General features: G+C 72.3%; 21 protein-coding genes, 1 tRNA gene and 1 pseudogene. 18 read left to right on the top strand and 5 right to left on the bottom strand.

Going from position 1 to position 26,274, the window contains the following annotated elements; all coding sequences use genetic code 11:
• Positions 1 to 300: 300 nt before the first annotated feature.
• The 13 genes from ACZ7MF_RS38130 (at position 301) to ACZ7MF_RS38070 (ending at position 16,409) form a co-directional block, all read left to right on the top strand.
• Complete coding sequence (locus ACZ7MF_RS38130) at positions 301 to 4,191, top strand: type I polyketide synthase (RefSeq protein WP_471482719.1); 3,891 nt, start codon at positions 301 to 303, stop codon at positions 4,189 to 4,191.
• A gap of 272 nt (positions 4,192 to 4,463) precedes the next feature.
• Positions 4,464 to 5,033 carry a TetR/AcrR family transcriptional regulator gene (locus ACZ7MF_RS38125; protein WP_471482718.1) on the top strand — a complete coding sequence of 190 codons (570 nt, stop codon included), beginning with the start codon at positions 4,464 to 4,466 and terminating at the stop codon, positions 5,031 to 5,033.
• A 265-nt stretch (positions 5,034 to 5,298) separates the two neighbouring features.
• Positions 5,299 to 6,498, top strand: a complete 1,200-nt coding sequence (locus tag ACZ7MF_RS38120; protein ID WP_471482717.1) for an MFS transporter — start codon at positions 5,299 to 5,301, stop codon at positions 6,496 to 6,498.
• A gap of 28 nt (positions 6,499 to 6,526) precedes the next feature.
• A complete protein-coding gene (locus tag ACZ7MF_RS38115; RefSeq protein WP_356867104.1) occupies positions 6,527 to 6,832 on the top strand; it encodes a putative quinol monooxygenase in 306 nt (101 codons plus the stop codon).
• 177 nt (positions 6,833 to 7,009) lie between these two features.
• Positions 7,010 to 7,837, top strand: a complete 828-nt coding sequence (locus ACZ7MF_RS38110; RefSeq protein WP_471482716.1) for a cyclase family protein — start codon at positions 7,010 to 7,012, stop codon at positions 7,835 to 7,837.
• A 16-nt stretch (positions 7,838 to 7,853) separates the two neighbouring features.
• Entirely contained in the window at positions 7,854 to 9,059 is a 1,206-nt protein-coding gene (locus ACZ7MF_RS38105) for an acyl-CoA dehydrogenase family protein (protein WP_471482715.1), read from the top strand.
• Complete coding sequence (locus ACZ7MF_RS38100) at positions 9,052 to 9,828, top strand: SDR family oxidoreductase (RefSeq protein WP_471482714.1); 777 nt, start codon at positions 9,052 to 9,054, stop codon at positions 9,826 to 9,828. The genes ACZ7MF_RS38105 and ACZ7MF_RS38100 overlap by 8 nt, the downstream gene beginning before the upstream one ends.
• Complete coding sequence (locus ACZ7MF_RS38095; protein ID WP_471482713.1) at positions 9,825 to 10,655, top strand: class I SAM-dependent methyltransferase; 831 nt, start codon at positions 9,825 to 9,827, stop codon at positions 10,653 to 10,655. Before ACZ7MF_RS38100 ends, ACZ7MF_RS38095 begins: the two co-directional genes overlap by 4 nt.
• Positions 10,652 to 11,521 (top strand): menaquinone biosynthetic enzyme MqnA/MqnD family protein, encoded by an 870-nt coding sequence (locus ACZ7MF_RS38090; protein WP_471482712.1) that lies wholly within the window; start codon positions 10,652 to 10,654, stop codon positions 11,519 to 11,521. Before ACZ7MF_RS38095 ends, ACZ7MF_RS38090 begins: the two co-directional genes overlap by 4 nt.
• Positions 11,518 to 13,509 (top strand): CoA transferase, encoded by a 1,992-nt coding sequence (locus tag ACZ7MF_RS38085; RefSeq protein ID WP_471482711.1) that lies wholly within the window; start codon positions 11,518 to 11,520, stop codon positions 13,507 to 13,509. The genes ACZ7MF_RS38090 and ACZ7MF_RS38085 overlap by 4 nt, the downstream gene beginning before the upstream one ends.
• Positions 13,506 to 15,143, top strand: coding sequence for an AMP-binding protein (locus ACZ7MF_RS38080; RefSeq protein ID WP_471482710.1), 1,638 nt, complete (start codon positions 13,506 to 13,508; stop codon positions 15,141 to 15,143). The genes ACZ7MF_RS38085 and ACZ7MF_RS38080 overlap by 4 nt, the downstream gene beginning before the upstream one ends.
• Positions 15,140 to 16,243, top strand: coding sequence for an NADH:flavin oxidoreductase/NADH oxidase (locus ACZ7MF_RS38075; RefSeq protein ID WP_471482709.1), 1,104 nt, complete (start codon positions 15,140 to 15,142; stop codon positions 16,241 to 16,243). Before ACZ7MF_RS38080 ends, ACZ7MF_RS38075 begins: the two co-directional genes overlap by 4 nt.
• Positions 16,244 to 16,336: 93 nt before the next feature.
• Positions 16,337 to 16,409, top strand: a tRNA-Arg gene (locus ACZ7MF_RS38070).
• A gap of 44 nt (positions 16,410 to 16,453) precedes the next feature.
• Here ACZ7MF_RS38070 and ACZ7MF_RS38065 read toward each other — a convergent pair.
• The 3 genes and pseudogenes from ACZ7MF_RS38065 to ACZ7MF_RS38055 form a co-directional block, all read right to left on the bottom strand.
• Positions 16,454 to 16,777, bottom strand: coding sequence for a helix-turn-helix domain-containing protein (locus ACZ7MF_RS38065; protein WP_242573870.1), 324 nt, complete (start codon positions 16,775 to 16,777; stop codon positions 16,454 to 16,456).
• A pseudogene (locus ACZ7MF_RS38060) lies at positions 16,777 to 16,971 on the bottom strand (type II toxin-antitoxin system RelE/ParE family toxin); the annotation flags it as partial. The pseudogene ACZ7MF_RS38060 and the gene ACZ7MF_RS38065, both read right to left, overlap by 1 nt.
• Positions 16,972 to 17,111: 140 nt before the next feature.
• Complete coding sequence (locus ACZ7MF_RS38055) at positions 17,112 to 17,546, bottom strand: MerR family transcriptional regulator (RefSeq protein WP_471483018.1); 435 nt, start codon at positions 17,544 to 17,546, stop codon at positions 17,112 to 17,114.
• A 344-nt stretch (positions 17,547 to 17,890) separates the two neighbouring features.
• Here ACZ7MF_RS38055 and ACZ7MF_RS38050 point away from each other — a divergent pair, with 344 nt between their 5' ends.
• On the top strand, positions 17,891 to 19,390 hold the full coding sequence (locus tag ACZ7MF_RS38050; RefSeq protein WP_471482708.1) for a SulP family inorganic anion transporter: 1,500 nt from the start codon (positions 17,891 to 17,893) through the stop codon (positions 19,388 to 19,390).
• Between the two features lie 12 nt (positions 19,391 to 19,402).
• Here ACZ7MF_RS38050 and ACZ7MF_RS38045 read toward each other — a convergent pair whose 3' ends face one another.
• Positions 19,403 to 20,329, bottom strand: a complete 927-nt coding sequence (locus ACZ7MF_RS38045) for an aminoglycoside phosphotransferase family protein (protein ID WP_471482707.1) — start codon at positions 20,327 to 20,329, stop codon at positions 19,403 to 19,405.
• Between the two features lie 226 nt (positions 20,330 to 20,555).
• Here ACZ7MF_RS38045 and ACZ7MF_RS38040 point away from each other — a divergent pair, with 226 nt between their 5' ends.
• From ACZ7MF_RS38040 to ACZ7MF_RS38030, 3 genes are all read left to right on the top strand, one after another.
• Entirely contained in the window at positions 20,556 to 21,767 is a 1,212-nt protein-coding gene (locus tag ACZ7MF_RS38040) for a cation:proton antiporter (RefSeq protein ID WP_471482706.1), read from the top strand.
• Positions 21,768 to 21,834: 67 nt separating this feature from the next.
• Positions 21,835 to 22,320: a DUF4396 domain-containing protein gene (locus ACZ7MF_RS38035; protein ID WP_471483016.1), complete on the top strand. Its 486-nt coding sequence runs from the start codon at positions 21,835 to 21,837 to the stop codon at positions 22,318 to 22,320.
• Positions 22,321 to 22,461: 141 nt separating this feature from the next.
• Positions 22,462 to 23,112, top strand: coding sequence for a precorrin-8X methylmutase (locus ACZ7MF_RS38030; protein WP_471482705.1), 651 nt, complete (start codon positions 22,462 to 22,464; stop codon positions 23,110 to 23,112).
• A 55-nt stretch (positions 23,113 to 23,167) separates the two neighbouring features.
• Here ACZ7MF_RS38030 and ACZ7MF_RS38025 read toward each other — a convergent pair whose 3' ends face one another.
• Positions 23,168 to 23,941, bottom strand: a complete 774-nt coding sequence (locus ACZ7MF_RS38025) for a cobalt-precorrin-6A reductase (RefSeq protein ID WP_471482704.1) — start codon at positions 23,939 to 23,941, stop codon at positions 23,168 to 23,170.
• 204 nt (positions 23,942 to 24,145) lie between these two features.
• Here ACZ7MF_RS38025 and ACZ7MF_RS38020 point away from each other — a divergent pair, with 204 nt between their 5' ends.
• On the top strand, positions 24,146 to 26,239 hold the full coding sequence (locus tag ACZ7MF_RS38020) for an ATP-binding SpoIIE family protein phosphatase (protein ID WP_471482703.1): 2,094 nt from the start codon (positions 24,146 to 24,148) through the stop codon (positions 26,237 to 26,239).
• Positions 26,240 to 26,274 lie beyond the last annotated feature (35 nt).

The following is a 26,274-nucleotide window of genomic DNA, read 5'->3' as shown; positions in this document are numbered from 1 at the left end:
CGCTCGTACAGCCGAACCGCAGCGAACCGCCGCAGCACCAGCATGCGTTGACTCCAGGCCACCTTATGACCGTGGTCGCAGATTAGTCTAGAGTCTTAGTTAGTACTCCAGGGCAACTTACCCCCGGCATCACGCGCACCACTCGATTGCGCCACTGGCCATTTTCGAGTCAATCCTTGCATCGGGAACTAATGCTGGCCTGGGGTCCACATTTGGACTACGCTCCCTCCGTTGGCGCTGCCGGGGCGGCGCCACCTGCGTGTTCTTCGACGACACCTGGAATCCATAGGGGGATTTGACGTGGGCATAGGCAGAGAAGGCACGATCATCGCGGTGGTGGGCATGGGGTGCCGTTTCCCCCAGGCCGACAGCGTTGAGGAGTACTGGTCCAACCTGGTCGAGAACCGGGACTGCGTCACACCCGTCCCGCCCGAGCGCTACGACGTCGAGGCCTTCTACGCGCCTCAGCCGGGCACACCCGGACGGACGGTCAGCCGGTACGGCGGCTTCCTGGACGACCCGTTCGGCTTCGACCCGGGGTTCTTCGAGATCTCTCCCGCGGAAGCTGCCAGCATGGACCCCCAGCACCGACTGCTGCTCCCCGTGGTGCGGGAGGCGCTCGAAGGCGCGGGCATCCGTCCGAGCGCGCTCGCGGGAACGAACACGGGCGTGTACATGGGCCAGGCCACGGCCGACTACGCGCACGAGAGCCACATCGAGACCCACGACCTGCACGAGGCCACCGGAAGCCACATCCGGGCCATGGGCTCCGGCCGGGTCTCCTACGACCTGGACCTGCGCGGGCCGAGCCTGACGGTCGACACCGCCTGCTCCTCCTCGCTGGTGGCCGTGCACATGGCCCGGCAGGGACTGCTCACCGGGGAGACCGATCTCGCCGTCGCCGGTGGCGTCAACCTCATCCTGTCCCCGCTGGACGCGGTGGCCTACTCGCAGGCCGCGATGCTCTCGCCGGAGGGGCGCTGCAAGTTCGGAGACACCGCCGCGAACGGCTTCGTGCGCAGCGAGGGCGTGGGCATCGTGGTGCTGGCCCGGTTGAGCGACGCCCAGAAGGCCGGGTACCCCGTCCTGGCGCTGCTCCGGGGCAGCGCGGTCACCAACGACGGGCGGGACAGCGGGTCGCTGATCAAGCCCGCGGAGTCGGGCCAGGTCACCTTGGTGGAGAGGGCGTGCCGGGACGCCGGCATCACCCCGGAGGAGCTCGACTACGTCGAGGCGCACGGAACGGGGACACCGGTCGGCGACGCGGTGGAGCTGCGGGCCCTGGCCGCCCTCGCCCGGCGGCGCGGTCCGCACCGCGGCCCGCTCCGGACCGGGTCGGTGAAGACCAACATCGGGCACACCGAAGCGGCCGCGGGGATCGCCGGGTTGATGAAGGCGGTCCTGATCGCCCACCACGGCGTCGTACCCGGCTCGCTGCACCTGCGGGAGCCGCAGCCCGCACTGACCGACTCGGACGGGGCGGTGCAAGTCGTCGCCGCCAACCACGCGTTGACCGCCGAGGCCGAGCACCCACTGGTCGGAGTCAGTTCCTTCGGGCTCTCCGGCACCAACGCACACGTCGTGGTCGCCCGGGCGGAGGAAGCGGAGGCCCGCGCGCCGCACGGCCGCACGGAGCTTCCTGCGGCCAGGCCGGCCCATCTGCTCGTGCTCAGCGCACGGTCCCGTACGGCGCTGCTGCGTCTGGCGGGCGACTACGCCGACTTCCTCGCGCCGGGCGGCCCGGGCAACGAGCTGCCGCTGTGGGACATCTGCGCGACGGCCGCGCTCCACCGCGACGCGCACCCCTACCGGCTGTGGGCCACCGGCGACGGCCACGAGGACCTGGCGCAGGCGCTCCGGACCCTGGCACAGGGCGGGGACACCGACCGGGCGGGCCTGGGGGAAGCGGGTTTCGGCGCCGCCAGGCGCACGGTGTTCGTCTTCCCCGGACAAGGCTCGCAATGGGCCGGCATGGGGCAGTCCCTGCTGGGTTCCACGCCGGCGTTCGAGACGGCGATCACCGCGTGCGACGCGATCGTCCGGGCCGAGACGGGCCGCTCGGTGACCGAGGCACTCACCGACGGGACCATCGGTGACGACGTCGCCGAGGTCCAGCCGATCCTGTGGGCCATGGAGGTGGCGCTCGCCGCCACCTGGCGGGACATGGGCGTCGACCCGGCGGTGTGCGTCGGCCACAGCATGGGCGAGGTCGCGGCCGCGGCGGTGACCGGCGCGCTGCCGCTCGCGGACGCCGCCGCGGTCATCTGCCGCCGCAGCGCACTGATGCACCGTACCGTGGGGCAGGGCGCGATGATGTCGGTGGACGTCTCGGCCGAGCAGGCCGCGGACCTCGTCGCCACCGAGAAGAACGTGTGCGTCGCCGCCGAGAACGCGCCCTCGTCCACGATCCTGGCGGGAGACGCCGCCGCCCTGCGCCGCATCGGCCGGCGCCTGGACCGGTCCGGGGTCTTCCACCGGATCGTCCGGGTCAACGTCGCGTCCCACTCGCCCGCCATGGATCCGCTCCGCGACGACCTGCTGGCCGCGTTGGCCGGCCTCACGCCCCGGGACGGCACCGTCCCGCTCTACTCCACCGCCCGCGACACCCTCCTGCCGGGGTCCGAACTGGACGCCGGGTACTGGATGGAGAACCTGCGGCAGCCGGTGCGGTTCCTCGACGGGATACGGCACCTGGTGAAGGAGGGGGACAACGTCTTCGTGGAGGTCAGCCCGCACGCCGTGCTCCAGATGGCCGTCGACGACATCGCGCGGGAGGCGGGTGCCGCTTCCGGGGTCGTCGCCTCGACGACGCGGAAGTCGCGCGAGGAGCCGCTCGCCCTGGCCCGCTCCCTGGGCGCGTTCTTCGCCATGGGCGGGACGGTCGACTGGGAACGCTGGTTCAGGGGGGTGGCACGGCAGGTGCCCCTGCCGCGCTACGCGTGGGACCGCGAAGTCCTGCGCCGGGAACCGGCCGCACCCCTCGCTCCGGCCGGGTCCGGCGGCCGGGTCACCGACATCACGACGAACCTGGCCGACGCGACCGTGAGCCTGCACGGCTTCGAGGCCATTCCGCCGGTGGTCCATCTGGCCACGCTCCACGAGGCGGTGAGCGCCACGGCCGGCCGGTCCACCGTCACGCTGGAGCAGGCCGAGGTCAAGGAGCCGATCGAACCGCCGGCCGGAGGCGAAACGACTCTGCGGGTCCGGCTGGCGGCCACGCCCGGCGCGATGGCGGCCACGGTCCACCCGGCGCACGACACCGGTCGAACGGCACTGACTGCCCGGGTCCGCGTCGAAGGCGAAGCCGCCGTCGAGCAGCGGCACTCGTTGACACGGCTGGACGCGGCCCTCGCCCGGTGCCGGACTCCGCGCACGTCGGCACAGTTCGCGGCGGATCTCGTCGCTCGCGGATACACCGTCGGTTCCCGCGTACGGACCCTGCAACGCCTGTGGCGGCGCGACGGCGAGGCCGTCGCCCTCGTCGCGAGCCCGCAGGGCTCGCCGCACGTCGCCTGGGAGAGCTGCCTGCTGGTGCTCCTCGCCTGTGTCGCGGACCACGCGTACACCGTCACGTCCTTCGAGCGGGTCCGGTTCCACCGCCCGCTCACCGGTGACGTGTGGGTGCGCGCACTCGTGGCCCCCGGGGACTCCGGCCGGACCGCCGTGGCCCACGTGTGGGTGCTCGACTCGCAGGGACGGCCGGTGGCCGATTTCGGCGGCATCGAGCTGCGTCGCGCCACGTCCCCGCGCCGCGGGGACGCCCCCGACGGACTCGGCCTCGCGCGCATGGTCCGCAGGCCGGCCCGGCGCCTGGCGGCGGCGACACGCATGCTGCGCGGACCACGCCCCGCGCAGGCCGCCCTCTCCGTGGCGATTCCCTCGCCACGCACCGGCGAGGAGCGGTCGCCGCTCGCGGACACCGGGACCACCGCGGACAGCCGAGACACCGGGACCGGGGACACCGGAGACCTGTTCCTGGCCCAGATCTCGCAGGTGCTGCGGCTCCCCGTGGAGCGTCTGGACCTACGCCGTTCGCTGCGGGACTACGGGATCGACTCCTTGAGCGCGGCCAAACTGCGCGTCGGCTTCCGGCATGTCACCGACCGGGACATCGCGCTCTCCCGCCTGCTCAGCGACAGCGCCCTGAAGGAGCTGGTCTCGGAGGCGAGCTCCCTCCAGCCGACTGTCTGAGTCGCGGACAGCCCGGGTCGCGGGCACGTGGCACGAGGCCGGGGTGCGTGAGCACCCCCTCCTTGGTAAACCCCAGGTCAATACTGCACTACTCATCATTCATGGATCGTGATACAAGTGAACATGATGCAAGTGCGCAGCCGGGGCACGCGAATCCGTGACCCGCGGCAGCCGGACCGTGCACGCCGTCCCGTGCGCTACTGGAGTTGAAGATGGTCGAGACGATTTCTCCCACTGCGGCGCAACCACAGGGGCGCCGGGAGCGCAACAAGATGCGCGTCAAGAACGGCATCTACGAAGCCGCCCTGGAGCTGTTCACCCAGCAGGGCTACGACCAGACCACAGTCGAAGAGATCGCCGAGAGGGCCGACGTCGCGCGCGGCACCTTCTTCAACCACTTCCAGCGCAAGGAAGACATCATCGGCGAGTGGAGCGAGCGGCGGCGGGTCCTGCTGCGCGAGGGGCTGGACCCGGAAGGGATCGAGAACCCGGAAGGTGCCGACATCCGGCACACCCTGTCGCGCTGCATGAGCATCCTCGCGCAGATCACACTCGCCAACTCGGCCCAGACCAAGGCCCTGCTGAACGCCTGGGTGCGCGCGGGGGCGCCCCTGCACGAGGAGCCGCACACCGCTCACATGTTCAGCCGCTTCATCGAGGCGGGGCGGGCGAGTGGCGGCATCCCCGAGAGCGTCGACTCCGAGCTGGCGGGCCACCTGCTGCGCGACGTCTACCTCGGCACCCTGTTCCGGTGGGCCCGCAAGCCCGCCGGCCAGGGCGACCTGGAGGCCGAACTGCAGGCCGCCTGCACCGCCCTGCTGGACGGGCTCGCCCCCCACTGAACCGGCGCCCCCCGCACGCCACCTCCGGAGCCCCGGGACGACACGGACGTCGCCCCGGGGCTCCGCCGTTGCCGCGCCCCGATCGGGCCCCTGAGGGGTAAGGTCTCAGCCAACCCACCTTCTCCTGAGCCATGTGGATTGACTGCTATGGATAAGACCTCTTATGGTCGACAGGAACCATCCAACAGATCGTATCCATATACCTCAGACAAGGAGGAGCTCCGTGTCCGACCACCGTTCAGGCGCCCGTCCGAGCGCAGTGGCCATGACTGTGGGGCTGACCCTGCTGGCCCTCAACCTTCGGCCCGCCGTCGGCAGCGTTTCCCCCCTGCTCGACGACATCCAGGAGTCCGTCGGACTCTCCGACTCGGCGGTGAGCGTTCTCACGACGCTGCCGGTCGTGTGCCTGGGTGTCTTCGCCGCCGTGTCCCCCGCCCTGTCCCGCCGCTTGGGTACCCCCCGCGCCCTGGTGCTCGGCTTCCTCTTCCTGATCGCCGGAATCCTCGTCCGGCTCGACGAGGCCGCCTGGGCGCTCTTCCTCGGTACCGCTCTGGCGGGCGCCGGCCTCGCCATCGGCAACGTGCTGATGCCGGCCGTCATCAAGAGCGTCTTCCCGGACCGGGTGCGCCTGTACACCGGCATCGGCACCGCGGTGCTCAGCGCCGGCGCCGCACTGGCGGCGGGCGTGGCCGTCCCCCTGCGCAACGCCACCGACAGCTGGAGCGGCTCGCTCGCCCTGTGGGTCGTCCCCGCGGCACTCGGCCTCATCGTGTGGCTGCCGCTCGCCCGCCGGAGCGAGCGTCCCGCCCCCGCCACCGGCTCCACGGCCCGCGGATCCCTGCTGGGCGACGCCATGGCCTGGCAGGTCACCGGATACCTGGCACTGCGCGCGCTGGCCTACTTCACCGCACTGGGCTGGCTGCCCACGATCCTCGCCGACCTCGGACACAGCAACGCCGCCTCCGGAGCGCTGCTCTCCGTGGCCATGCTGGTGAGTGTTCCCGGAGCGCTCTTCGCCCCGATCCTCGTCGGGCGCAAGGGCACCGCCCCCATGGTGATCGCCATCGCCGTCGGCGGCGCGATCAGCCTGCTGGGTCTGCTCTGGGTGCCGGGAATCGCCGCCCTGTGGGTCGTGATCCTGGGCCTCACCCTGGGAGCCGGCCACGCCATGGCCCTCACCTTCATCGGGCTCCGCTCCCCCAACCCCCAGGTCGCGGCCCAGCTGTCGGGCATGGTGCAGACCATCGGCTACCTCGTCGGCGGTATCGCGGGCCCGCTTCTGCTGGGCCTGCTGCACGGCGCCACCGACGGATGGACGGTCTCCCTCGTCCTGCTGGCCGCGTTCACGCTGCCCGAGCTGATCCTCGGCCTGTGCTCCGGCCGTGGCCGGGCCGTGCGTCCGCGCTTCCGCCAGACCAGCGCCACGCCGCAGCAGACGACCACACCGCCCGTGCTCGTCGACTGACCGTCCCGCATCCCCAAGGAGGAACCCCATGTACCACGTTGCCGTCGCCTTCGACGTACAGCCCGACCGGCACGAGGACTTCATCGCCGCCTGCCACGCCGACGCCCGCGACTCCGCCGTGGACGAGCCGTTCACGCAGCGGTTCGAGCTGGTGGCGGACGAGAACGACCCCAACCGGTTCTACCTGGACGAGGTGTACGACGACGCGGCCGCCTTCGACAAGCACATGGCCGGTCCGCACTTCGCGAAGTTCTTCGAGCGGATCGGGGACATCGCCGAAGGCCCCACCTGGCTGATCCGCGGCACCCGGGTCGTGGACCCCACCGCGTCCTGACCTGTTCGAACCGGCGGTCGGCCGAAGCCGAGGGGCTCACGAGCCTCTTCGCCCACGCCGACCGCCGTGCCCGTTTCCGCGCTGCTGCGTTCTGCGTTTCCGCGTTTCCGCGTTTCCGCGTTCTGCGTTTCTGCGTTTCCGCGTTTCCGCCCCTCACATCCCAAGGAGCATCCTGTTATGTGCAGCCCCAAGGTCATGGAGCAGGTCTACGGAGAGGCCGGCCACGACTGCGCCGGTCACGGCGCCGACTCCGAGGACGAGCGGCAGACGACCGGTCGGCCGGGCGGCGGCACCCCACTCATCAGGGGGAGCCGCGTCAGCGATCTGACGCACACGTTCGGCAACGACTTCCCCGTGCTGGAGCCGATCGTCCTCAAGCCGAACATCGACCACTTCGCCGACGTGGCCGGCGAGGGGTTCAACGCGAACAAGCTGGAGATCGACGAGCACACCGGCACCCACGTGGACGGTCCCGCGCACCTCGAGGACGGTCCGATGTACACCGACGAGATCCCGATCGACCGCTTCATCGCCCCCCTCTGCGTCATCCGCATAGGAGACCGCGCCGCGAAGGACCACGACACCACACTCACCGCGCAGGACATCCTCAGGTACGAGAGCCGCCACGGCCGGATCCCCCAGGGCGCCCTGGTCGTCATGGACTCGGGCTGGTGCGACCGGATCAACACGCCCGGCGCCTACATCAACCGCGACTCCGAGGGCGCGGCCCACTTCCCCGGCCTGGGCTTCGACGCCGCGGAGCTGTTGGTCCACGAGCGGGCGGTCCACGCCGCCGGCACCGACACCCCCAGCCTCGACGCCGCCAAGAACCTCCAGGTGGACGACCCGGGCGCGCACCGCATCGTCCTGGGAGACATGCGCTACGGGGTGGAGAACATCGCGAACCTGGCCACCGTGCCGGAGTCCGGTGCCACCGCCGTGATCGGGCTCATCAAGCACCGCAAGGGCTTCGCCGGACCGTGCCGTGTGTTCGGCATCTACTGACCGGGCCGGCGCACAGGTGACGGCCACCGCACCGCACCGCCCGACGGCCGCCGAACCGTCGCCACCGCGGCGGACGGCTCCTGCGACGGACCTGCTGAACGCCGTTGCGGCCGCGCGGTCGGTCGCCGGGCACGGGGCGGACGCCGCGGACCGCGACGGCCGGCTCGCGCCGGAGACGGTGGCGGCGCTGACGGACGCCGGGTTCCACCGGCTCTTCGTGCCACCCGAACGGGGCGGTGCCGGTGGCGGCTTCGCCACCCTGGTCAGCGCCGTCGCCGCGGTCGGCGAGGGCTGCGCGTCCGCCGCGTGGGTCGCGGCCGTCCTCGCCAACTTCGGCCGGCTCGCCGGGTTCCTGCCCCCCGAGGGCCGGCGCAGGATATGGGGCGACGGCCCGGACGTCCGTCTGGTCGGTGCCGTGGCGCCCACCGGACGCGCCCGGCCGGGCCCGGGAGGGTGGCTGCTCTCCGGAAGCTGGCAGTACGTCAGCGGGGCCGCCTTCTCCCACTGGGCCCTGCTCGCCGGGAGGGCGGCCGAGGACGGCGGCGAGGAGGGCGGCGAGGAGGTGCGGTTCTTCGCCGTACCCCGGCAGGCGTACGAGATCACCGGCACGTGGGCGGCCCCGGGCATGCGCGGCACGGGCAGTGACACGGTCCGGGTCGACGAGGCCTTCGTCGCGCGGGAGTTGTCCTTCCCCCGGCGGCTGGCCGCCGACGGTGCGGTCTCGGCGCACCCCTGGCTGACCGTGCCGTCCGCGGCGGTGACCCCCCTGTGCTTCGTGGCGCCGGCCCTGGGCGCCGCGGCCGCGGCCCTGACCGCCTGGGCACAGCGGCTCCGGGACGCACCGGCCAGGTCCACGGACGCCGCGCGCGTCGCGCTGGCCCGGTCCATGGGCGAAGTGGACGCCGCCCGCCTCCTCGTCGACCGGGCGGCCGCCACCGCCGACCTCGGCCGCGTCGGCCGCCCCGACGCGGTGCGCAACGCACGCGACGCGGCCCTGGCCATGGAGCTGATCTCCACAGCCGTCTCTCGGCTGTACCGGCTGGTCGGAACCAGCGGTCAGTCGGATCCCCGGTTCCAGCGTCCCTGGCGCGACATCACCACCGCGGCCGGCCACGCCCTGCTGGACTTCGAGGCCGCCGGCCGGTCCTACACCGAGCAGTTGACCACTTCCCCGGGAGCGCCGTACGGCGCCCGACAAGACGCAAGGAGCCATCGTGAGTGACACGGAACCGAGCAAGGCGGAGCGGACGGAGCGAACGGAACGGACGGAGCGAACGGAACGGACCTGTGCACTGATCACGGGAGCCAACAAGGGTCTGGGCCGCGAGGTGGCACGCCAACTGGGGCTCCGCGGCATGACCGTACTCGCGGGCGCCCGCGACCGTTCCCGGGGCACCCGGGCCGTGGAGGAACTGCGGCAGTCCGGGATCGACGCCCACTTCATCCAGCTCGACGTCGACGACGAGTCGTCGGTGTCGGCCGCCGCCGACCGCATCGCGCGCGAATTCGGCCGTCTCGACGTCCTCGTCAACAACGCGGGCGTCGTCGAGGACGACATCGCGCCCAGCGCGACGACGTCCACGCTGGCCGAGCGGATCTACCGCACCAACGTGTTCGGCGTGATCGCGACGACCCACGCCATGCTGCCCCTGCTGCGCGCGTCGGACGCCGGCCGGGTCGTCAACCTCTCCAGCAGGCTCGGTTCGCTGGCCAAGGCCGCCGACTTCACCGCCCCCCACCGCGCGCTGCTCGCGTACAACTCCTCGAAGGCGGCCCTCAACTCGCTGACCCTGCACTACGCCCGCGAGTTCGCCGGAAGCCCGCTGAAGGTCAACTCCGCGACGCCCGGCTACGTGGCTACCGACCTGAACGGCCACCAGGGCACCCGCACGGTCGAGGAGGGCGCACGGGTGGTCGTGACCCTGGCCACGCTGGACAAGGACGGACCGACCGGTGGCTTCTTCGACGAGGACGGACCGGTGGCCTGGTGACCGCGGCGACGAACGACGCCCCCGGGACGAAGACGGCGAGCGAACGCTACGGCGAGACCCTCTTCGTCCGGGACACCCCGGAACACAGGCGCCTGCGGCTCCTGGGCGAGGTCTTCGACCCACTCTCCATACGGACGCTGGACGCCATCGGCGTACGCCCCGGCATGCGCTGTCTGGAGATCGGGGCCGGCGGCGGCTCCATGGCGCGGTGGCTGTGCGCACGGACCGCCCCGGCCCAGGTCGTGGCCACGGACCTGGACGTCTCGCCGCTCGTGGCCGGGCCGGAGGAGAACCTCCTGCCGATGGTCCACGACGTGACCCGGGACACCTTCCCCGCGCACTCCTTCGACCTGGTCCACGCCCGCTTCGTACTCAACCATCTTCCCGAACGGGACGAGGTGCTGAAGCGGATCGTGCGGTGGCTGCGGCCCGGCGGTGTCCTGGTGGTCGAGTCGTTCTCGTGGTTCCCCGTGGACAGTTCCCCGGACGCCGGGTACCGCAAGGTGCTGCTCCGGTGGAGCGATCTGCTGCGGGACACCATCGGAACCGACAGCAGGTGGGCCCGCAACTACCCCTCCGCCCTCGCACACCACGGCCTGCGCGACCTCGGCGCGAACACGGTCACCCAGCACGTCAGAGGAGGCAGCGACCTCGCCGACTTCTGGCGGCTCACGGTCGCCATGTCGAAGGAGCAGCTCCTCGGCAAGGGATATCTCTCCGCGAAGGAGTACGAGGTGTTCGCCGCACAGATGCGGGACGCGGACTTCTGGGACCTGGCACCGGCCCTCACCCAGGCGTGGGGGCGGAAGGCGTGGGGGCGGAAATGACCGCTGTCCGGCCCCGCCTCGGCCACATCTCGTTCCTGAACAGCTACCCGCTCCTGTGGTCCCTGCGCAGGACGGGCGTCCTGCCCACGGTGTCGCTGCGCATCGACACCCCGGACAAGCTGAGCGACGACCTGGTGGAGGGCCGGCTCGACGCGGGTCCGATCACCATGGCCGAGTACCTCCGCCACCACGACCGTCTGCTCCTGCTCCCCGGACTCGCCATCGGCTGCGACGGCCCGGTGCTCTCCTGCAACATCGTCAGCAAAGTGCCGTTGCGGGACCTGCACGACCGCCCGGTCGGCCTCGGCACCACAAGCCGCACCACAGTGCTCCTGGCGCAGCTCATCCTGGAGGAGCACCTGGGCGTCCGTCCCCGCTACACCCCGTGCGTCCCGACGCTCTCCGCGATGCTGCGCCATGCCGATGCCGGTGTGCTGATCGGGGACGTGGCCCTGCGCGCCCGCCTGGAGGACGGGCCGCGTCTCGGCCTCGAGGTCCATGACACCGGCGCACTGTGGAAGGACTGGACCGGGCTCCCCATGGTCTTCGCGGCGTGGGCCGTACGGCGCGAGTTCGCCGAACGGCATCCGGCCGAGACCGACGCACTGGCGCGCGGCCTGCGGCTGGCCCGCGCCCACAGCGAGGCCCACCTCGACACCGTCGCACGAGACGTCACCCTGCTCGGCACCACCGTCGCACCGCGTCAGGCCGCCGACTACTTCCGGCACCTGTCGTTCGACCTGACGGCACGGCACCTGGAGGGGATGCGGACGTTCGCCGGCCTCGCGGCCGAACGGGGCGCGGTCCCGGCGTGCCCGCCGTTCTCGTTCCTCGGCTCCCCCCGCCCGGTGGGGAGCGACGCATGAACGCGGCACCCGCCGTCGACGGGAGGGCACGCCCACGTGGCCCGCACACCGCCCCGCCGACCGCCCCGCTGGCCGGTGTCACGGTCGACGGCACGGCCGCGGGACCGGCGGGCGCGGTCGCGCTCGACCATCTCCGCGCGCTGGGTGCCACGCACCGTCCCGGCGTCCGGGCCCCGCGGCACGGGGCGACGGAGCACCTCACCGTGCTGCCCGAGGACGGCCTGCCTCCCCTGGTCTGCGAGATACTCCCGTTCCCGGACGCTCCCGGGTCCCGGCTCGGCGAGACGGCCCTCCAGGCCATGGCGGGCCTGATGGCGGTGAACGGCCGGCAAGGGAACGCACCGCGCCGCCTGCCGCTCGACTACGTCTCCGCCTGCGCCGGGGTACTCGCGGTGCAGGGGGTACTCGCGGCCATGATCGCGCGGACGCGTGGAGCGCCGCTGGGACGGATCCGCACGGCCCGTTCGAGTGCGGCGTTGCTGACCGTCTCGCAGTACCTGGCCGCCGAGACCGCCACGGACGACACGGACGGGACCGGGCCGGACGGGACCGGGCCGGACGGACCACCGGCACCTCGGCCCACGACCGGGACCGGGACCGGGATGGGGACCGGGACCGGCCCGCCGTTCCTCAGCCGGGACGGAGTCTGGTTCGAACTGGAGGCGCTGGACGGTACCCCCTGGCGCGATTTCTGGGCCGCTCTCGGCCTCCGGGGCCGCGAGGTCTCGCTGGGCTGGCGGGCCTTCGTCAACCGCTACTCCGCGGCGACGGCACCGCTCCCCCCGCTCCTGCACCGGACGCTCGGCACCCGCGACTTCACGGACATCGCCGCCGCCGGAGTCCGCGGCGGCCTCAGCGTGTGCCGCATCCGTACGACGGCCGAACGGTACGCGGAGGAGGAACCGCTCCCGGCGCCATGGAGTCTGCGCCCACCGGGCACGGAGCACACGGAGCACACGGAGCCCCTCTCCTCCCGCCCGGCCCCGTGGTCCGCCCCCCACGTTCTTCCGACGGCCGGGCAGCCGCTGCGCGGCCTCACCGTCGTGGAGGCGACCCGGCGTATCCAGGGCCCGATGGCCGGGCATGTCCTCCAGATGCTCGGCGCGCACGTCGTACGCGTCGAACCCCCGGGCGGCGATCCGCAGCGCGGCGCGGAGCCGGTGGCCGGCGACTGTTCCGCCCGGTTCCTCGCCCTGAACGAGGCCAAGAGCGTGGTCGAGGCCGACCTCAAGACCGCCGAGGGCCGCCGCACGGTCCGGGAGCTGGCCCTGCGCGCCGACGTCTTCCTCCACAACTGGGCGCCGGGCAAGGCCGAGGTCTTCGGCCTCGACGCCGAGACCCTCTGCGCGGCCAACCCCGCCCTGGTGTACGCCCACGCCTCGGGGTGGGGGCCCTCGTCGGTTCCGGACCTCTTCCCCGGTACGGACTTCATGGTCCAGGCCCGGTCCGGTCTGGCCTGGGAGATGGCCGAGGGTGCGGACCGGCCCCGGCCGACGCTGATGACGGTGCTCGACCTGCTGGGCGGGCTCATATCGGCCGAGGGCGTTCTCGCCGGACTGCTGGCACGCGAACTCGGGGGCGGACCCCAGCGGGTGGACACGTCCCTGCTGTCCGCGGCGTCGGTTCTCCAACGCCTGGAAGCAGACCGCGGCCCCTCCGCACGGGCGCATGCCGCATGGGAGGGCCCCTACCGCACGGCGAAGGGCCACATCGCCCTGTCGCTGCCGGCCGCCGGAGGTCGGAGCCTTCTGGCCACGGCGCTGAACATCCCGGCCACCGGGCCGCACCCGCCCCTGCGTGACACCGTCGCCGCCCGCCTTCTGACCCGCCCGGCCCGGAGCTGGATCGAGGACCTCGGCAGGAACGGGATCGAGGCGGTCCTCGTCCAGGAAGACATCTCGGCCGTCGCCCGGGACCCGGCCTTCCGGGCGGACCTCCGTCATGGCGCGTGTGCGCTGGTGGCACCCCCTTGGAGATTCCTGTCATGACCGTCCAGCTGCCCGACCTCGTCCCCGCCCGACTGCGCCGGCGCTGGAAGGCCGAGGGCGTCTATCCCGGACGCCCGCTGTTCGACCTCTTCCGCGAACGGGCGCACGAACACCCCGACGCCCCTGCGGTGGTGGAGCCGCACGGCACCACCACGTACGCCGAACTCCTGCGCGCCGCCACGGCTCTCGCCGTCGAACTGGGCGAACAAGGCGTTCGCGGAGGTGACGTCGTCGCGGTCAACCTGGCCAACGGATGGCGAGCGCTCGCCGCCGACCTGGCCATCGCGGCGACCGGTGCCGTCAGCCTCCCGTACCCCCTCGGCCGCAGACGTCAGGACACCAGGGCCATCCTGGGAAAGTCCCGCGCCGTCGCGGCACTCATCACCCGCACCGTCGGGGACCAGGACTACGCGCGGACGGTCGACGAGCTCCGGGCGGACCTGCCGGAACTGCGGCACGTGTACGTCGAGGGCCCGCGACTGCCCGGCATGCGAGCGCTGGAACCGGTGTGGCACGGCCCGGTCCCGCCGCAGAACCGGCTCCCCCGGGCGTCCCCGGACCCCGACTCGGCCGCGCGCATCATCGTGTCGTCCGGAACGGAGGCGGCGCCCAAGCTCGTGGCCTACTCCCACAACGCGCTCGCCGCCAGCCGTGGACGCCTGCTGCTGAACCTGCGCGCCGGCGACCGGGAACCGCTGCGCCTGCTGTGCATGGTCCCGCTGGCCTCCGCCTTCGGCTCGGTCGGCCTGGCCGCACTGTGCGTGCTGGGCGCGACGGTGCTCGTCACTCCCCGCTTCTCCCCCTCGGCGACACTCCGCATGGTCGCCGAACAACGCCCGACCCACCTTCTCGGCGTACCCACGATGTACCAGGAACTCCTCACCGACCCGACGCTGCGGGACACGGACGTGTCGTCCCTGCGCTGCCTCGTCAGCGGCGGTGCGCCACTCCAGCCGGAGACCGCCGCACGGTTGCGGCGCGGCCTGTGCCCCACGGTCACCACCGTGTACGGGTCGGCGGACGGGGTCAACTCCCACACCCGCCCCGGGGACCCGGCGGAGATCGTGGACACCACGGCGGGACGCCCGGACCCCTCCATCGTGCGGCTCAGGATCGCCGACGAACACGGCACCGAGGTCCCCACCGGCCACACCGGCGAGATCTGGGCGCGTGGCCCCATCACGCCGCTGTGCTACGTCAACGACCCCGAACTCAACCGCCGTTACCGCGCACCGGACGGTTGGGTGCGCACCGGGGACCTGGGGGCGGTGACCGGCGACGGAAGACTACGGCTCACCGGCCGCAAGAAGGACATCGTGATCAGGGCCGGTCTCAACATCAGCCCGGCGGAGGTCGAACTCCACGTCTCGTCCCACCCCGACGTGGCCGGCGCCGTGTGCCGCGGCGTACCGGACCCGCTGCTCGGCGAACGCCTCGCGGTCTTCGTCGTCCCGACACCGCGCGCACAACCACCGACCCTGCCCGCGCTCCACCGTTTCCTCCTCACCGACCGCGGCCTGGAGCGCGCGAAGCTGCCAGAAATCCTGCGCATCCTCCCGGCATTTCCGTTCAGCCCGTCGGGAAAGGTGGACCGCGAACAACTCGACGCTCTAGTGAGAGAAGACATCACATGAGCGCACTGTTCACCCCTCTCGTCATACGCTCCCTCGAAATACGCAATCGCGTATGGATGGCGCCGATGTGCCAGTACTCCGCCCCCGTCGGCGGAGAGCGCACAGGGGCTCCGGACGACTGGCACTTCACCCACCTCTCGACCCGGGCCGTGGGCGGCGCGGGGCTCATCATGACCGAGGGAACGGCCGTGACGGCGGCCGGCCGGATCACCCCGGCGGACCTCGGCCTGTGGAACGACACCCAGCAGGCGGCATTCCAGCGCATCGCACAAGGTCTCCGCACCCTCGGCTCGGTGCCCGCCGTCCAACTCACGCACGCCGGAAGGAAGGCGTCGACGGCCCGCCCCTGGAACGGCGGCACCCCCCTCACCCCGGAGTACGGAGGATGGCACCCCGTAGGCCCGAGCCCACTCCCTTACGGCCCCGGCCATCCCGCTCCCGGCGAGCTGACCGTCCCCGAGATCCACCAGATCGTCGACGACTTCGCCCGAGCGGCACGACGCGCCCTGGACGCGGGTTTCCAGGTGGTCGAGGTGCACGGCGCACACGGCTACCTGATCCACCAGTTCCTTTCCCCCTACACCAATCGACGCGGCGACCAGTACGGCGGCTCATTCTCCAACCGGATCCGATTCGCGCTGGAGGTGGTCGACGCGGTGCGCTCCGTATGGCCGGACGACCTCCCGGTCTTCTTCCGCGCATCGGCCACGGACTGGCTGGAGAGTTCGTCCGGCGAGGACCCGGGCAGCGGCTGGGAGGTCGAGGACACCGTGCGACTCTCCGTCGAGCTCCTGGACCACGGCGTGGACCTGCTCGACATCTCCTCCGGAGGAGTGGCCCCCGGGATCAGAAAGCCGGTGGCACCCGGCTACCAGGTCCCCTTCGCCACAGCGGTCCGGCACAAGTCCGGCGCCCCGGTCTCCGCCGTCGGCCTCATCACCGACCCGCACCAGGCGGAACACATCGTGGCAACGGGCCGGGCCGACGCGGTGATGCTGGGCCGCGAACTACTCCGCAACCCGTACTGGCCCCACCGGGCGGCACAGGAACTGGGCGCAAGGCCCACCTGGCCACAGCCATACGAAATGGCCCACCCATGACACCCCCACCGCCCCCGGAGGCCCCTCCCCCTCCCCTACGGCGCCCCCAGCGGCCACCGAGGCTCACCCGCTACACTGTCGCCAGTCTCCTCCGCCTCCGTAGCTCAGGGGATAGAGCACCGCTCTCCTAAAGCGGGTGTCGCAGGTTCGAATCCTGCCGGGGGCACAGGAAAGGGCACCTACATTCTTTTCGTAGGTGCCCTTTGCCGTTCAGGCGGCGTGCGGGGTGAAGGTGACGTGTGAGTCGCCTTCGTCAATGGTGAGGTTCAGCGTGCCGTCCAAAGCCTTGGCCAGGCGCCGCAGCAGCGGGAGCGTCGGCACGGTGTCGCCCCCCTCCATCCGGGAGACCTGGGGCTGGGTCATCCCGGCCCGCTCTGCCAGTTCCGTCTGGGACAGGCCCAGCTCGATCCGCCGGTCGTAGACCGCCTGCCCGAGGTCGCCGGCCAGGCGGGCGTCAACGTACTCCTGGTCGTACTCCACCGCCTCACCCGCGAGCTGCCGAGTCCGACGCGTCCTCCATGTGCTGTGATTCATCAGCTCTCCTTGCGCCGCTCGTAGATGTGCTGGGAGTGTCCGTGTTCGGTCTCGCAGACCTTCTGGACTTGATGCGCGCGCTCAACTTCTGCTGTCTCACGCATCCTCGTCTTGCGGAAGACCGTCAGCAGCACGATCCGTTGGCCGGGCGCGAGCCAGTACGGGATGCGTACCGCCTCGCCGTCCAACTCGAAAGGCATAGCACAAGCCGCCGCAGGCCTCGGGACCGCGCTCACCCGGGGTGCGACAGGGGTCGGCTGCCTCACCACCACCGGGGGACTCCGTGCCCCTCTCGTGCCAGAACGTACGCGGAGTCAGCGGCGAGCGGCACCGGTCAGGAGCTGTCGCCGCCGTGCTGCGTGCCGGCGGTCGGGGCGGTCTGGTGCAGGCGGGTGGCCAGGGTGGTGGCGAAGTCTTCGGCTCGGGCCAGTTGGGTGCGGAGTTTGCCCACCTGTTCGGCGGCGGCCTGGTGGTAGGTGCGGACGCGTTGGAGCAGGGCGTCGCGGTCGGCCGTGTCGAGTGCGGCGTCGCCGTCCAGGCGGTCGGTGGCGTCGAGCAGGTCGCGCATCTGGTCGAGGGTGAAGCCGAGCGGCTTCATCCGGCGGATGACCATGAGCCGGGCGACGTCGGTCTCGGTGTAGAGGCGGAAGCCGCCCTGGGACCGGGCGGAGGGGATGACCAGGCCGGTCTCCTCGTAGTGCCGGATGGTGCGCAGGGACAGCTCCGTCCGCGCGGCGACCTCACCGATCTGCATGTGCCTGTCGTCCACGTCGTCCACGCCGTTCTCCTGGCTCCTCGCGTCGGCCCCTCGGCCCGCCGACCTCTACTCTAACGTTAGGGTAGAGTTGGGGACGGTGAGGGCGGCCCCGGCTGCCCGTTCCTGCCGTTCCGGGGCCGATGACGCCCCCGGCGAAGATCCGATTCCCGCGGGAGAGAGCGTGCGCGAGCCCCTGACGCCGATCGCCGCCGCGTGCCCGCCGTGACCCTTCGCCCCTGAGACTTCCGGCCCGTTGCGCGGGTCGCCCGCCCTTGCCGCACCCCCTGCCGCACGCCCGGCCTGCCCGTGGGTGTGCCCGAGCACGACAGGTACGCATCTCCTTGTCTTCTGCTGCTGTGACTCCCACGACTCCCGCCGCGCGGCTGCGCGCCCTCAGGCCGGACTGGCTGAACGATCCGAAGGTCTGGCGCACCGAGGTCCTGGCCGGCCTCGTCGTCGCCCTGGCGCTGATCCCGGAGGCCATCTCCTTCTCGATCATCGCCGGCGTCGACCCGGCGATCGGCCTGTTCGCCTCCTTCACCATGGCCGTGACGATCTCGATCGTCGGCGGCCGCCGCGCGATGATCTCCGCCGCCACCGGCGCGGTCGCGCTCGTCATCGCGCCGATGAACCGGGAACACGGTCTGGGCTACCTGGTCGCGACCGTCATCCTGGCCGGCGTCTTCCAGATCGTCCTGGGCGCGGTGGGCGTGGCCAAGCTCATGCGGTTCGTGCCCCGGTCGGTGATGACCGGCTTCGTCAACGCCCTCGCCGTCATGATCTTCATGGCGCAGGTGCCGGAGATGCACGACGTGCCCTGGCCGGTCTACCCGCTGATCGTCGGCGGTCTGGCGCTGATGGTGTTCTTCCCGAAGGTCACCAGGGTGGTCCCGGCCCCGCTGGTGTCCATCGTCATCCTCACCGTGATCACCGTCGCCGCCGGGATCGCGGTGCCCACCGTCGGCGACAAGGGCGAGCTGCCGTCCTCGCTGCCGGTGCCGGGCCTGCCGGACGTGCCCTTCACCCTGGACACCCTGACCACCGTCGCGCCCTACGCCCTCGCCATGGCGCTGGTCGGCCTGATGGAGTCGCTGATGACCGCCAGGCTCGTCGACGACATCACCGACACCCACTCCTCCAAGACCCGGGAGTCCATCGGCCAGGGCGTCGCCAACATCGTCACCGGCTTCTTCGGTGGCATGGGCGGCTGCGCCATGATCGGCCAGACCATGATCAACGTGAAGGTGTCCGGCGCCCGTACCCGCGTCTCCACCTTCCTCGCCGGCTCGTTCCTGATGGTGCTGTGCATCGTCTTCGGCCCGGTCGTCTCCGACATCCCCATGGCCGCTCTGGTCGCCGTCATGGTCATGGTCGCCTTCGGCACCTTCGACTGGCACTCCATCGCGCCCAAGACCCTGAAGCGGATGCCCGCCGGGGAGATCGCCGTCATGGTCATCACGGTGATCGTCGTGGTCGCCACCGACAACCTCGCCATCGGCGTCGTCGTCGGCACCGTCACCGCCATGGTCGTCTTCGCCAGGCGCGTCGCCCACCTCGCCCAGGTCACCGCCGTCACGGACCCCGACGGCACCACGGTCGTCTACCGGGTCACCGGAGAGCTGTTCTTCGCCTCCTCCAACGACCTCGTCGGCCAGTTCGACTACGCGGGCGACCCGGACCGGGTCGTCATCGACCTGTCCGCCGCCCACATCTGGGACGCCTCCTCCGTGGCCGCCCTGGACGCGATCGAGACGAAGTACGGGCAGCGCGGCAAGACCGTCGAGATCACCGGCCTGAACACCTTGAGCGCCGACCTGCACGGCAGGCTCACCGGCGAACTCACCGGCAGCCACTGACCGGGGCGCGCGTCACCTCGTCGTGCCGAACCACGCCTCCGCGAGCGACGGAAGTGTCTGTGCGGCGGGTACGGGCAGTTCGCGCAGGTACCAGGGGAGGTCGCTGTACACGTGCAGCAGCGTGTACGCGAGGAGCACCGACGGCTCGAAGGTGTGGCCGTACGCCTTGGCCAGGCGGGCCAGCAGGTCCGGGTCGCCGCCGGTGACGAACAGGCCGACGCCCACGAAGTCGTAGGCCCGGTCACCGATCATGGCGGGTTCGAAGTCGAAGAGCCCGGTCGGCCGCCACCCGTCGGGGTCGACCAGGAGGTGCTGCCGCATGACCTCGGTGTGCAGCAGGCAGCGGTCCGGGTCGCGCGGCAGCGGGACCGAGGCCAGGAAGTCGGGGATCTGCTCCAGCCAGCCGGCCGGCAGTCCGTGGGCGCGCTGCTGTTGTACGGCGCCGGCTCGCTGACGGTCCAGGAAGGCGCCCCAGTCTCCCGGGCCGAGGACGTCCCCGAGGGGGCCGGGGTCGAGGGAGTGCAGTACCGCGAGGGTCTCCCCGACCTCGGTGACGAGCCGTTCGCGGTGGTCGCGCGGCACGCGGTCCCAGGCGTGGGCCAGGTTCTCGCCGCGGAGGCGGGACATCAGGACGTAGCGCCAGCCGTTCTCGTACGGGCCGAAGTCCCGGACCCGCGGGGTCGGTGTCGGCAGTCGTCCCTGGACGTGGGTGAGGACACGGCCCTCCGCGACGCCGTGCCGCGCGGCGACTGCCGGGAACAGCTTGAGCACGTGCTCGCCGCCCACCGCGTAGACCGGCTGGGAGCCGTCCGGGAAGCGGGTCAGCGGTGCGTCGGCGAGGCCCAGGCGGGCGCACAGGTCGGCCGCGCCGCGGCGCATCACCGTCTCGTCGGGGACGACCGCGTCCCGCTCTTCGTCCGATTCCACCCGGGGCAGCATGACCGGGACGTTAGGTCACCGCGTACCGGGGAGCAACGGAGATTCGCGGCTCCTCCTTCCGGCGTACGCCCGGTAGTCCCGGTCTGCCGGGCGGGCGACAGTGGCAGGGGGCGGGCGCCGTCGGCATCCCGTCCCGGCACGCCGTACGCGAGGGAGCGTCGATGGCACGGAACGCGGGGCGGCGACGTGCGCGTCAGTCCGTGGCCGGGCGGCACGGCGGTGTCCCGTGAGCCACCCGGGCACCCTCGTCCTGATCCTGGCCGCCGCGGTCCTCGCGCCGCTCCTCGTCCACGCCACCGGGCGGCGGGTCCGGATCCCCCTGGTCATCTTCGAGATCGCGCTCGGCATCCTGATGGGTCCGGACGTACTCGGCTGGGCCCGACCCGACGACGTCGTCGACACACTGGCCGACCTCGGCCTGTCCATGCTCATCTTCCTGGCCGGCTACGAGATCGACTTCGCCGCCGTCCGGGGCGACACCCTGCGCCGCTCCCTGTGGTCCTGGCCGATCGCCCTCGTCGCCGGGATCGCGCTGGCGCTGCTCGTCAGCGGCGGGGACGTCTTCGAGGCGTTCGTCATCGGCACCGCGCTCACCAGCACCACGCTCGGCACCGTACTGCCGATGCTGCGGGACAGCGGCGAGCTGCGCGGCCGGTTCGGGACGGTGATCTCGGCGTTCGGTGCGGTCGGCGAGTTCGGTCCCGTGATCGCCGTGGCGCTGCTGCTCAGCGGGCGGCGGCCGGCCGAGTCGGCGGCGCTGCTGGCCGCGTTCGGGGCGATCACGGCCCTCGCCGTGTTCTGGGCACTGCGCCCGAGACCGCCCTGGTTCGCCCGGCTGACCGAGCTGACCCTGCACAGCAGCGGCCAGTTCGCGGTCCGCTTCGTGATGCTGCTGCTCGCCTGCATGCTGGGCCTCGCCGAGGTCTTCGGACTCGACGTCCTGCTGGGCGCGTTCGCGGCCGGCGTCCTGACCCGGCTCGTACTGCACCGGGCCGCGCCCGCGAGCAGCGGGGAGGTCCTCGGCAAGGTGGAGGCCATGGGCTTCGGCTTCCTCGTGCCCCTCTTCTACGTGGTCACCGGTATCGAGTTCGACCTGGACGCGCTGCTGCACGACCCGGGCGCACTGCTGCTGGTGCCGGGGTTCCTGCTGCTCTTCCTGCTGGTGCACGGTGGCCCGGTGTACCTCCTCGCACCCCGGGATCTCGGCCGCGGGGACCGGGCGGCGCTGGCGCTGTTCACCTCGACGTGCCTGCCGCTGGTCGTCGCCATCACGACCATCGGCGTCGACCAGGAGCTGATCGCCACCGACCGGGCGGCTTCGCTGGTCGGTGCCGCGATGGTCTCCGTGCTCGTGTTCCCGCTGGTCGCGGCGCGGGTGCGGGGGACGGGGCGGACGGCGCCCGCGACGGAGGGGGCCAAGGACTCGGAGGCCTGGTGACATCCCTGGACCAGATACCCCCAGGGGGTATACCCTTTCGGCCATGGACCACGACATGGACCAGCACATGGACCACAGCACGCACCACACCGCCCCCGGAGGCGCCGGGCACGGGCACGGCACCACGTGGGCGACCGCCATGCAGGCGACGCTGCACTGCCTCACCGGGTGCGCCATCGGCGAGATCCTCGGCATGGTCATCGGCACCGCGCTGATGTGGGGCAATGTGCCGACCATGGTGCTGGCCATCGCCCTGGCCTTCGTCTTCGGCTACTCCCTCACCCTCTTCGCGGTGGTGCGCGCCGGGGTGTCCATGAAGGCCGCGATCAAGGTGGCACTGGCCGCCGACACCGTCTCCATCGCCGTGATGGAACTGGTCGACAACGGGATCATCGCCCTCGTACCGGGCGCGATGGACGCGCACCTGTCGGACGGGCTGTTCTGGTACGCCCTGCTCGGCGGCTTCGCCGTGGCATTCGTGATCACCACGCCGGTCAACAAGTGGATGATCGGCCGCGGCAAGGGCCACGCCGTCGTCCACGCGTACCACTGACCGCGCGGGGCTCGGCCCGGGTCGGCCCAGGTCGGCCGGGTAGGTACGGAGCAGGTCGTTGACGGTGGTGGGCCGCCGGACACCTGTCGGTATGCTCCCCGCCGTGGCCGTCCGCCGACCGAGAACAGCGAGAAGAGCACCGTGACCCCGTACGACTCCAGGAACGAGTACGAGTACGAGAAGGACGGCGCGGCCATCTACCGCCAGTCCTTCGCCACCATCCGCGCGGAGGCCGACCTGTCCGGGCTGCCCGCCGACGTCGCCCGGGTCGCGGTCCGGATGATCCACGCCTGCGGCATGGTCGACCTGGTCCGCGACCTGTCCTGGTCCCCCGGCGTCGTCTCCCGTGCCCGCGAGGCCCTGCTGGCCGGTGCGCCCGTGCTGTGTGACGTGCGGATGGTGGCGAGCGGGGTGACGCGGGCCCGGCTGCCCGCGGACAACGACGTCGTGTGCACCCTGTCCGACCCCGCCGTCCCCGAGCTGGCGGCCCGGCTCGGCACCACGCGCAGCGCCGCCGCGCTGGAGCTGTGGCGCGACCGGCTGGACGGCGCCGTGGTCGCCGTCGGCAACGCGCCCACCGCGCTCTTCCGGCTCCTGGAGATGATCGACGAGGGGGCTCCGCGCCCGGCCGCGGTCATCGGCGTACCCGTCGGCTTCGTCGGTGCCGCCGAGTCCAAGGACGCGCTGGCCGCCCACCCGTCCGGGGTGGAGCATCTCGTCGTACGGGGGCGCCGCGGGGGCAGCGCGCTCGCCGCCGCCGCGATCAACGCGATCGCCCGCGAGGAGGAGTGAGGAGGCCGGACGGACAGCGGCCGGTACGGGACTCGGCACAGGACTCGGCACGGGACTAGGGCCGGCGGTCCGCCTGCGCCGCCTCCCTGACCCACTGTGCCGCCTGTACGGGTTCGGCCACGACCGGTACCCCCTCGGGCACCGGGGGCCTGCGCACCACGAGCACCGGCAGCCCCGCCTCACGGGCCGCCGTCAGCTTCGGGGCGGTGGCCGCTCCCCCGCTGTCCTTGGTGACCAGGACGTCGATCCGGTGCCGGCGCAGCAGCTCGCGCTCCCCGTCGAGGGTGAAGGGGCCGCGGTCCAGCAGGACCTCCATGCGGGGCGGGCAGGGCGCCTCGGGCGCGTCGACGGACCGTACGAGGAACCACGGGTCGGCCAGAGCGGCGAAGGCGGCCAGGCCCATGCGGCCGGTGGTCAGGAAGACCCGCCGGCCGAGCGCGGGCAGCAGCACGGCGGCCTCCGCCAGGGAGCCGGCCTCGTGCCAGACGTCCCCCTCGACCGGCCGCCAGCCGGGGCGGCGCAGCGCGAGCAGCGGGACCCGGGCGGTGGCGGCGGCGTGTGCCGCGTTGCGGGTGATGGTGCCGGCGAAGGGATGGGTGGCGTCGACGAGCAGGTCGACGGCGTGCTCGCGGAGCCAGGCGGCCAGTCCTTCGGCGCCGCCGAAGCCTCCGACGCGTACCTCGCCCGGGGGCGTCCTGGGCGCGGAGACCCGTCCTGCCAGGGAGGTCGTCACGCGCGGCCCCGCCGGCTGCCCGGCCGGCTGTCCGGCCGTCAGCAGTTCGGCCAGGCGGCGGGCCTCCGTGGTGCCGCCGAGGATGAGCACGTGCACGGCAGTCCGTCTCCCTTACCCGCGTTCCCGCTTCCACGGGTTCCCGCTTCCACGGGTTCCCACTGCCCCCGGTTCCCGCTTCCCCCGGTTCTCGCTGTCGGTCAAGCGCCGAGCCAAGCACATCCTCCGGCCGAGTTGCCGGACGGGGCCGATGCGAGAAGGTGAGGAAGGTGAGGGGGGAAGGCCGCGAAGGGAGAGCGTGCGGTGACTGGCGATCCCATCGGCGACGCCGCGGTGCTCAACGCGCTGTTCGCCAACTCACCCCAGGGTCTGTTCGTCTTCGACTCCGAGCAGAAGGTCACCCGCTACAACCCGGCCGGCCGGGGAGTGCGGGGGCTGTCCGAGGAGGACGTCGTCGGACAGGGCATCGCCGACTTCGCCCCCGGGTTCGAAGCGGGCGAACTCCAGGGCCTGATCGACGAGGTCCTGGCGACCGGCGAGGCGTTGCGCGGCCGCCTGGTCCGGGGCAGGTCGCCGTCCGGCCCGCACCAAACCCTCGCCGTCGAGGTGTCCCTCTTCCCGCTGCACGACCTCGGCGACGGCAAGCCCGGTCTGGTGGGCGTGGTCGAGGACGTGACCGATCGGCAGGCCGCGGCGGACCGGCTCGCCGTGCTCAGCGAGGTGCACGCGAGAGTCGGCTCCACGCTGGACGTACGGACCACCGGCGACGAACTGGTGGCGGCCCTGGTGCCCGCCTTCGCCGACGCGGCCACCGTCGACCTGCTGGACGACGGTGTCGTCGCGGCCGAGCGGGCGGCCGGTCCGCCGCCGACGGAGGTTCCGCTGCGCCGGGTGGCCTTCGCCCCGCCGACCGCCGAGGTGAGCCGCAAGGAGGGCGACAGCCGTCCGCTGCCCTTCCCCACCCCGTACACGCAGGTCCTCAACGACATGCGGGCCCGGCTGGTCCGCGTCGCGTCCGACGACCCCTGGCTGTCCACCGACCCGGAGGGCTTCGAGCCGCTGGTCCGGGCCGGCGTGCACTCCATGATCGTCGCCCCGCTGCTGGTCCGGGACACCGTGCTCGGGCTGCTGACCCTGTACCGGCACCGGACCGACCCCTTCGAGGAGGCCGATCTGGACGTGGCCCGGCAGGCGGCGTTCACCGCGTCCGTGCACCTGGACAACGCGCACAGCTACCGGCGCGAGCACACCGTGGCGGCCGCCCTCCAGCGGCGGCTGCAACCCGGCGCGATCCCGCTGCTCTCGGCGGTGGAGACCGCCCACGTGTACCTGCCCGAGAGCGCCGGCGGCGACTGGTTCGACGTCGTCCCCCTGTCCGGCACGCGCGTCGCCCTCGTCGTCGGCGACGTCACCGGCCACGGCATCGAGGCGGCGGCCACGATGGGGCAGCTCCGCCTCGCCGTGCGCACCCTCGCCCTGCGGGACCTGGAGACGGACGAGCTGCTGACCTACCTGGACGAGGTCGCCTCCCAGCTGGCGGACGCCTCCGGGCCGGGTCCGGGCGCCCCGTTGGCGACCTGCGCGGTCACCGTCTACAACCCCGTCTCACAGCACTGCACCATGGTCCGCGCGGGGCACCCGGCCCCCGTCGTCATCGACCCGGACGGAGTCCCCCGCGCCGTGGACGTCCCGCAGGGGCCGCCGCTCGGGACCGGCGGCGGCCACGTCTTCACCCCGGCCGTGCTCGAACTGGCGCCCGGCACCCTGCTGGCCCTGCACACCAACGGCCTCACCGGGGGCAACGGCGACCAGGGGGACGCCGCCCGGCGCCGTCTCGAACACATCCTCGCCTCCACGACCCGGCCGCTGCAGGAGCTGTGCGACACCGCCGTGTACCACATGGCGCCCTCCCGCCACGACGACGCCGTCCTCCTGCTCGCGCGCACCCGCGCCCTGCCGCCGGAGCACGTCGCGGACTGGACGCTGCCCGCCGACGCCTCCGTGGTGGGCACCGCCCGGCGGCTCGTCGACCGGCAGCTCGCCTCCTGGGGCCTCGACGAGGCGGTCTACACCACCGAACTCGTCGTCAGCGAACTCGTCACCAACGCCATCCGCTACGGCAAGGGCCCGGTGCGGCTGCGGCTCATCCGCGACCGGGGCCGGCTGCTGACGGAGGTCACGGACGCCAACAGCGCCAGCCCCCATCTGCGCCGGGCCCGGGAGAACGACGAGGGCGGCCGCGGCCTGTTCATCGTGATGCGGCTCAGCACCCACTGGGGCGTCCGGCACAGCCGGCACGACAAGACCATCTGGTCCGAGCAGCGGCTCGACGGAGGGCCGCCGGACACGTCCGGCCTGCTGGACGCCTTCGACGTGGCGGACGCGGCGGGACCGTGAGCGGGATCGTGACCGGGGCTGTGACCGGCCCCGGG

The organism is Streptomyces sp. NPDC111628, assembly GCF_055635195.1.
The sequence above is the reverse complement of the archived record's forward strand: the minus strand, read 5'-3'. Positions and strand labels throughout refer to the sequence as shown.

Coding starts and splice junctions, on each gene's coding strand:
- ACZ7MF_RS38125 (WP_471482718.1), top strand. CDS start 4,464: ATGCGCGTCAAGAACGGCATCTACGAAGCCGCCCTGGAGCTGTTCACC.
- ACZ7MF_RS38120 (WP_471482717.1), top strand. CDS start 5,299: ATGACTGTGGGGCTGACCCTGCTGGCCCTCAACCTTCGGCCCGCCGTC.
- ACZ7MF_RS38115 (WP_356867104.1), top strand. CDS start 6,527: ATGTACCACGTTGCCGTCGCCTTCGACGTACAGCCCGACCGGCACGAG.
- ACZ7MF_RS38110 (WP_471482716.1), top strand. CDS start 7,010: ATGTGCAGCCCCAAGGTCATGGAGCAGGTCTACGGAGAGGCCGGCCAC.
- ACZ7MF_RS38090 (WP_471482712.1), top strand. CDS start 10,652: ATGACCGCTGTCCGGCCCCGCCTCGGCCACATCTCGTTCCTGAACAGC.
- ACZ7MF_RS38085 (WP_471482711.1), top strand. CDS start 11,518: ATGAACGCGGCACCCGCCGTCGACGGGAGGGCACGCCCACGTGGCCCG.
- ACZ7MF_RS38080 (WP_471482710.1), top strand. CDS start 13,506: ATGACCGTCCAGCTGCCCGACCTCGTCCCCGCCCGACTGCGCCGGCGC.
- ACZ7MF_RS38075 (WP_471482709.1), top strand. CDS start 15,140: ATGAGCGCACTGTTCACCCCTCTCGTCATACGCTCCCTCGAAATACGC.
- ACZ7MF_RS38065 (WP_242573870.1), bottom strand. CDS start 16,777: ATGAATCACAGCACATGGAGGACGCGTCGGACTCGGCAGCTCGCGGGT.
- ACZ7MF_RS38045 (WP_471482707.1), bottom strand. CDS start 20,329: ATGCTGCCCCGGGTGGAATCGGACGAAGAGCGGGACGCGGTCGTCCCC.
- ACZ7MF_RS38035 (WP_471483016.1), top strand. CDS start 21,835: ATGGACCACAGCACGCACCACACCGCCCCCGGAGGCGCCGGGCACGGG.